Consider the following 6601-nt stretch of genomic DNA (forward strand, 5'->3'; position numbering starts at 1 on the left):
CGTGCATCCGGACCGGGTCGACGGCGGGGCAGATCCCGCCGATGGCGGCCCGAGGGGCATGCGCGTCACAGGAGGCCAGGATGCCAGGATCACCGGAGCCTTGGAAAATGTGCGCCTTTAATCCCGTGAGCACGGGTTGTTAACGAAGCGGTAACCATACCGGGCATCAATGGTCTGGTAAGGAATCGCGAGAGCCCGTGACTGACTCAAGCCCTCCCCGCCGACCCGTTCAGCTTCGCGGCCGCGCCTTCAAGTCCTTGGTGCTGGCTCCGGAGACCCCGCTTCCCGATTGGTTCGCCGATCTGGACGAGGCGCTGAAGCGCACGCCGACCCTGTTCGACGGGCGCGCCCTGATCCTCGACGTGGCGGCCCTCGAACCCGCCGCGTCGGACCTCGACGGTTTGCTCGCCGAACTCGGCAGCCGCCGGATCCGCATCCTCGGCATCGAGGGCACCACCCTGTCCCTCCTCGGACCGGGGCGCCCGCCGCTCCTCGTCCAGGGGCGGCCCCTGAGCACGATCGAGGTCCCGGTCCAGCCGGAGCCGGAAGCGCCGAAGGCGCCCCCGGAGCCGGCCACGACCTCCCTCACCATCGAGGGGTCGGTCCGCTCGGGCCAGTCCATCGTCCACCCCACCGGCGACGTCACCGTGATGGGGTCGGTCTCCTCCGGCGCGGAGATCCTCGCCGGCGGTTCCATCCACGTCTACGGCGCGCTGCGCGGCCGGGCCATCGCCGGCGCCGCCCGCAACCCCCGCGCCCGCATCTGCTGCCGCAAGTTCGAGCCCGAGCTTCTCGGCATCGACCGCCTCGTCCGCACGGCCGAGGAAATGGGCAATCACCTGCGCGGCAAGCCCGTGCAGATCTGGCTCGATGGCGGCGCCATCAAATTCGCATCCTTGGACTGAAGGAGACAGCCCATATGGCCAAGATTCTGGTCGTGACATCCGGCAAGGGCGGCGTCGGCAAGACGACGACGACGGCGGCCCTCGGCGCGGCGCTCGCGCAGGCCGGCAAGAGCGTGGCAGTGGTCGATTTCGACGTCGGCCTGCGCAACCTCGACCTCGTGATGGGCGCCGAGCGGCGCGTCGTCTACGACCTCATCAACGTGGTCAACGGCGACGCCAAGCTCAACCAGGCGCTCATCCGCGACAAGCGGCTGGACAAGCTCCACCTGCTCCCCGCCTCGCAGACCCGCGACAAGGACGCGCTCACCGACGAGGGCGTCGCCCGGGTCATGGACGAGCTGCGCGAGAAGTTCGACTGGGTGATCTGCGACTCGCCGGCCGGCATCGAGCGCGGCGCCACGCTGGCCATGCGGCACGCCGACGTGGCGGTCGTGGTGACGAATCCCGAGGTCTCCTCGGTGCGCGATTCCGACCGGATCATCGGCCTGCTCGACTCCAAGACCCTCAAGGCCGAGCGCGGCGAGACCATGGAGAAGCATCTCATCCTCACCCGCTACGACCCTGCCCGGGCCGACCGCGGCGACATGCTGAAGATCGAGGACGTGCTCGAGATCCTCTCGATCCCGCTGCTCGCCATCATCCCCGAGAGCATGGAAGTGCTGCGCGCCTCCAACGTCGGCTGCCCGGTGACGCTGAACAACCCGCTCTGCGCCCCGGCCCGCGCCTACACCGACGCCGTGCGCCGCCTCAACGGCGATACGGTCCCGATGTCGGTCCCCACAGACAAGAAATCCTTCCTCGACAAACTCTTCACCCGGAGGGCAGCATGAGCCTCCTCAACATGTTCAACCGGCGCGGTTCGGCGCCGGTCGCCCGCGACCGCCTGCAACTCATCCTCGCCCATGAACGGGCGGGGGTCGGCGGCTCCGACCTCGTGATGGTGCTGCGCGAGGAGATCCTCGCGGTCATCGCCAAGCATGTCGAGGTGAACAGCGACAAGGTCCAGATACGCCTCGACCGCGGCCAGGACATGTCGACCCTCGACATCGACATCGAGCTCCCGCTCACGCCGGCCAAGGCCGGCGGGGCGAAGGCCGGGGACAAGGCGAAGGCGGCCAAGCTCGCCGCCGCATGAGGTCCCCCGTGAAGACCCTGGCCGGCTTTGCCGTCAGGCGCCGATGAACAACCCGGCGAGCGTCGCGCTCGTCAGGTTGGACAGGGTGCCGGCCAGGATCGCGCGCAGTCCGAACCGGGCGATCTCCCCCCTGCGCTCCGGCGCCAGACTGCCGAGGCTCGCGAGCTGGATCGCCACCGAGGTTAGGTTGGCGAAGCCGCAGAGCGCGAAGCACAGGATCGCGGCGTCGCGCGGATCGAGGCTGCCCGCCTTCAGGACCGGCGAGAGCTGCGCGTAGGCCAGGAACTCGTTGAAGGCGATCTTCTGACCGAGCGCCCCGCCCACGAGGCCGGCCTGGTCCCAGGACACGCCCATCAGCCAGGCCAGCGGCGCGAGCGCCGTGCCGAGGACGCCCTCCAGGCTCAGGGTCGGATGGCCGAACAGGCCGCCGGTCCAGCCCATGAGCCCGTTCAGCAGGGCGATGAGCCCCGTGAAGGCGATGAGCATCGCCCCCACCGACACCGCCACGGCCAGCCCCTTCTGGGTGCCGTCCGCCGCCGCCTCGATGACGTTGACCGCCCGCGTCTCGCCGAAGGTGACCTGCGTGGACGTGATCCGGCTCGGCTCCGTCGTCGGCACCAGGATCTTGGCGTAGAGGAGCCCGCCCGGGATCGCCATGACGCTCGCCGCCAGCAGGTACTCCATCGGCACGCCGAGCGCCGCGTAGCCGGCGAGGATCGTCCCCGCCGTGGAGGCGGCCCCGCTCGACATCACGGCGAACAGCTCGGCCGAGGTCAGGGCCATCAGGAACGGGCGCAGCGCGATGGCGATCTCGCTCTGGCCGATGGCGATGGTGATCACCGCCGAGAAGGTCTCGATCCGCGAGGTGCCGATCACCTGCTGCAGCACCGCCCCGATGGCGCGCGCCGCCGCCTGCATCACGCCGACATGGTAGAGCACCGCGATCAGCGCCGAGACGTAGAGGATCTGCGGCAGGATGCGCAGGGCCAGGATGAAGCCGCTGCCGCCGAACAATTCGAACATCCGCGGCTCGACGAGGCCGCCGAACAGGAACGCGGTGCCCCGGTCGCCGTAGTTCAGCACGGTCTGGACGAAGCCCGCCGCCGCCGCGAGGCCCGTGCGCCCGACCGGCACGAACAGCACCAGGGCGCCGAGGGCCACCTGGAGCGCCAGGGCCGACAGCACCACCCGGGGCGAAATCGCCCGCCGGTTGGTGGAGAACAGCACCGCGATCGCCAGCAGCAGGATCAGGCTCGCGCCCGCGTGAAAAAGTTTCTCGACCATGCCGCCCCGCTGTTCCGACGGGCTGGAGCAAGCCCGATGCCGGGCCGCGTGTCGCGTCCGAAATCGGAGCTTCCACCGCGCGGATCATGGGACGATCGATCGCCCGCACCGTCGTGGTCCCCTCTTCCCGGCGGGAGGAGCCTCATGGTCCGGCTCTGATGCACGGCGCTGTCTGCGTCAGGGCGGATCTGCAACGGTTCCGCGCCTGATCGGCAACGCAGCGAAGCGGATATCGCCGTCGCGCCCGCTCGCGGCCCGACCCGGCCGCTCGAATCAACATGGGCGCTCCCCATAAGCAGCCATCCGTTGACCGTCGGGCAACTTCGGCTCGGGGTGGGAAGCAGGCTTTAGCCCTCCGCCCGTGAGCGGACGTTTCGTCCCCGACCCGCCCACGCCGTAGCGGCCGCCCCGACAATCCCGAAAGCGGCCACCCATGGATTGAAGTTGATGGCGTGGAGGAGTCGAGCGGGTTGGGTTGGCTGTCCGGTATCGGATCTACGGAAGGATGACTTCAGTGCCTTCCGATTGCATTGATCATATCACGTTTGTGTGATCGATAGATTTCCAATCTGATGTTCGGCAGATCGATTTCTAACAATTAGCGAATTGTTGCCCTCGGTGCAGGGTGATACATGAAACGCAGCGCAGGGGGCTGCGCATGAGGCGTTGCGCGTGGCCAAAAACGATCATTCTCTGGTTCTCTCCGTGGCCACACTCATCGGCATCGAGATGATCGACGGCGGCGATACCGCTGCGATGCGCTTCCGAGGGGCGGATGGTGACGAGGTGGGGATGCTGATCCCGCGTAAGACGGCCTCTCTCCTGTTGGTCGAACTGTCCGACGCCCTGGCTCAACCTCATCGCCGGGACCCCCGGACGGGCTGAAGGGCAATGCTTTAGCCATTCTAAACAGCCAGCTGGGCAAACCTCGAAACCGCCCAAACAATTTTAGAGGAGTCTCCCTCATACGCGCATCGGGGGAGAACCGATGCCGTCCGTGTCACTACGCCAATTCAAGCCGAGCGAAGGCGGCGGTACGCTGGTCCTCTTCGCACTGATCATGCCGATCCTGTTTGGCCTGAGCGCAGCGGCGCTCGAGTACGCGGGGCTCGTCAAACGGCGGGCCGAGTTGCAGCGTGCAGCCGACGGCGCCAGCATCGCGGGCGTCAATCAGTTCAAGCTCGCGAATGCCGACGATGCGTCCGCGATCCGCACCGCGCAGGCGATGGCAGTAGCCCAGGCCCGCAACAACGGCGGAACCACCCCGCAGGTCACGGCCGCCGTCATCGGCAGCCATACCGGCGTGCAAGTGACGGTCTCCGAGACCGTCCCGCTCTCCTTCGGCAAGCTCCTCAACATGCCGAGCGTCGATATTGCGGTAAGCTCAACGGCAAAGCTCACGGGGACCACCCGCCTGTGCCTGCTCGCCCTCGATCCGCTCGCGATGGGCGCCTTCCATCTGGAGAGTGCCGCCCGGATCACCGCAGCGGATTGCTCGCTCTACTCCAATTCGATCAACCCAGCCGGCATCCAGAGCGAGAACGCCGCCGTCGCCAAGTCCCTCTCGACCTGTTCGGCCGGCGGGTACACGGGCGCGAGCTCGAACTTCACGCCGCCGCCCGCCACCGGCTGTCCGGTCCTGCGCGATCCCCTGGCCGATCGTCAGCCGCCTGCGGTGGGGTCCTGTGCCGTCCTCCCGGCGCTCGTCAATCCGATCATCGATCAACTGATCCCGAACAATCCGATTTACGGCCGCAACGTCGTCAGCAGGCGGACCACGTTGCGGCCGGGGACGTATTGCGGTGGCCTGCACATCACGCGAGGGGCGCAGGTGACCCTCGAGCCCGGCATCTACGTCATGAAGGACGGGCCGCTCGTCGTCGACATGGCCGGATCGATCACCGGCGCGAATGTTGGTTTCTACTTTGCCGGCCTTCAGACCGGTCTGCTGTTCGACAAGACGAGCTTCATCGATCTCACGGCGCCGAAGGACGGCGACATGGCGGGCCTGCTGTTCTTCGAGGAGCGGACACCGCTTGCTTCGCTCACCAGCTCGGTGACATCCCTCGTGCGCCTCTTGCCCCTGGACGGAAAGGGGCTCGCCAAGCCCCCGCCGGGCGGCGGCTTGGTGGCGCGCGAATATCGGATCATCAGCGACAACGCACGCAACCTGCTCGGGACGATCTACCTGCCGATCGGGCGCCTGGTCATCGACGCCAACAAGCCGATCGCTGACATGTCGGCCTACACGGTGATCATCGCCCGGACGATCAACCTGTATGACGGTCCGAACCTGATGCTCAACGCGCAATACGGCGCCACGGACATTCCCGTGCCCAGAGGCGTCGGTCCGAGTTCGGCCGATACGCAACTCACTCAGTGAGATCTCCAACTACCGGCATCCATCAGCCAGATCCGCTCTTCTCGCCTGGGCGAAAGCCAACTCAGCCCGCAGGGAGGCACAGCGTGGCGATCGAAGGGAGGCCGACTGGCTCGACAGCGGACCGCCATGTCTACGGACTCGATCTGCTGCGCATCTGCGCCACCGGTATGGTGGCGCTCCTGCACCTCACCTACCAGTACCCGCCTCTCGCCTTCATCCCACCCGTGCGTTGGGTCGGCGTCGAGATCTTCTTCGTCCTGTCCGGCTTCGTCATCGCCGCCCCGCCGACCGGCTCATCGCCACGCCGTTTCGTCAGGAACAGGCTGCTGCGGCTCTACCCGACGGCCTGGGGCTGCACGACGATCGGATCGGCGGTCGTGCTGATGTTCGGCGGCACGCACACGGTGGTCGGCGACCTCGCGACCCTCGATCCGCGATCCTTCGCCGACTCCCTGGCACTGTTCGGCGGACGCTTCCTCTCGTCCGCCTATTGGACGCTCGAGATCGAACTCGCGTTCTATGCCTTCTGCCTCCTCTACTTCGTTCTCTGCCCGCACCGCGACGTGTCGCGGCTCGCTAAAATCCTGATCGTCTGGGCCGCGCCCTACCTGGTGCTGTTGACCCTCTCGAACTTCGACGGGTTCGAGGCGGGCTGGCTCGATTTGGGGTACGGCTTCCGCAACGCCTCTCTTCTGCGGCACGGCCCCCTGTTCGCCCTCGGCCTGCTGCTCTGGCAGGCCATAAAGGAGGACGAGCCTCGGGCCTTCAGTCCGGGGTGGATGGGGGCCGCTATCGCGCTCTCATGCGCGGAGATCCTCTGCCGGGCGATTGAGCTGGCTGAGCACAGCATCGTGGTGACCTCACCGGTAGCCCTGGGCGTGGTGGCGCAATGCC

Annotated in this window: 7 protein-coding genes; 6 read left to right on the forward strand and 1 reads right to left on the reverse strand. The window is 67.3% G+C overall.

The annotated features are described in order from the left end of the window. Window positions 1–197: 197 nt before the first annotated feature. The 3 genes from minC to minE are packed head-to-tail and all read left to right on the forward strand — an operon-like array spanning window position 198 to window position 2040. Window positions 198–905, forward strand: coding sequence for a septum site-determining protein MinC (gene minC, locus K2X24_RS05015; RefSeq protein ID WP_292495285.1), 708 nt, complete (start codon window positions 198–200; stop codon window positions 903–905). 14 nt (window positions 906–919) lie between these two features. After that, window positions 920–1735: a septum site-determining protein MinD gene (gene minD, locus K2X24_RS05020; protein WP_292495287.1), complete on the forward strand. Its 816-nt coding sequence runs from the start codon at window positions 920–922 to the stop codon at window positions 1733–1735. Next, window positions 1732–2040 carry a cell division topological specificity factor MinE gene (gene minE / locus K2X24_RS05025; protein WP_238276631.1) on the forward strand — a complete coding sequence of 103 codons (309 nt, stop codon included), beginning with the start codon at window positions 1732–1734 and terminating at the stop codon, window positions 2038–2040. Before minD ends, minE begins: the two co-directional genes overlap by 4 nt. A 33-nt stretch (window positions 2041–2073) precedes the next feature. Here minE and K2X24_RS05030 read toward each other — a convergent pair whose 3' ends face one another. Further along, on the reverse strand, window positions 2074–3324 hold the full coding sequence (locus tag K2X24_RS05030) for a nucleoside transporter C-terminal domain-containing protein (RefSeq protein ID WP_292495289.1): 1251 nt from the start codon (window positions 3322–3324) through the stop codon (window positions 2074–2076). Between the two features lie 672 nt (window positions 3325–3996). On the opposite strand from K2X24_RS05030, the gene K2X24_RS05035 reads away from it, so the two are divergent. The 3 genes from K2X24_RS05035 to K2X24_RS05045 form a co-directional block, all read left to right on the forward strand. Then, window positions 3997–4209, forward strand: a complete 213-nt coding sequence (locus K2X24_RS05035; RefSeq protein WP_292495291.1) for a hypothetical protein — start codon at window positions 3997–3999, stop codon at window positions 4207–4209. 103 nt (window positions 4210–4312) lie between these two features. After that, window positions 4313–5707: a TadE/TadG family type IV pilus assembly protein gene (locus K2X24_RS05040; RefSeq protein WP_292495293.1), complete on the forward strand. Its 1395-nt coding sequence runs from the start codon at window positions 4313–4315 to the stop codon at window positions 5705–5707. An 83-nt stretch (window positions 5708–5790) separates the two neighbouring features. Further along, the coding region (locus tag K2X24_RS05045; protein WP_292495295.1) for an acyltransferase at window positions 5791–6601 on the forward strand (811 nt) is incomplete at its 3' end.

Source organism: Methylobacterium sp. (genome assembly GCF_019750675.1).
Lineage (GTDB): Bacteria > Pseudomonadota > Alphaproteobacteria > Rhizobiales > Beijerinckiaceae > Methylobacterium.

Bases quoted from the DNA above. Each gene is read 5' to 3' on its own strand.
- minE (WP_238276631.1), top strand. From the start codon at position 1,732: ATGAGCCTCCTCAACATGTTCAACCGGCGCGGTTCGGCGCCGGTCGCC.
- minD (WP_292495287.1), top strand. From the start codon at position 920: ATGGCCAAGATTCTGGTCGTGACATCCGGCAAGGGCGGCGTCGGCAAG.
- K2X24_RS05030 (WP_292495289.1), bottom strand. From the start codon at position 3,324: ATGGTCGAGAAACTTTTTCACGCGGGCGCGAGCCTGATCCTGCTGCTG.
- K2X24_RS05040 (WP_292495293.1), top strand. From the start codon at position 4,313: ATGCCGTCCGTGTCACTACGCCAATTCAAGCCGAGCGAAGGCGGCGGT.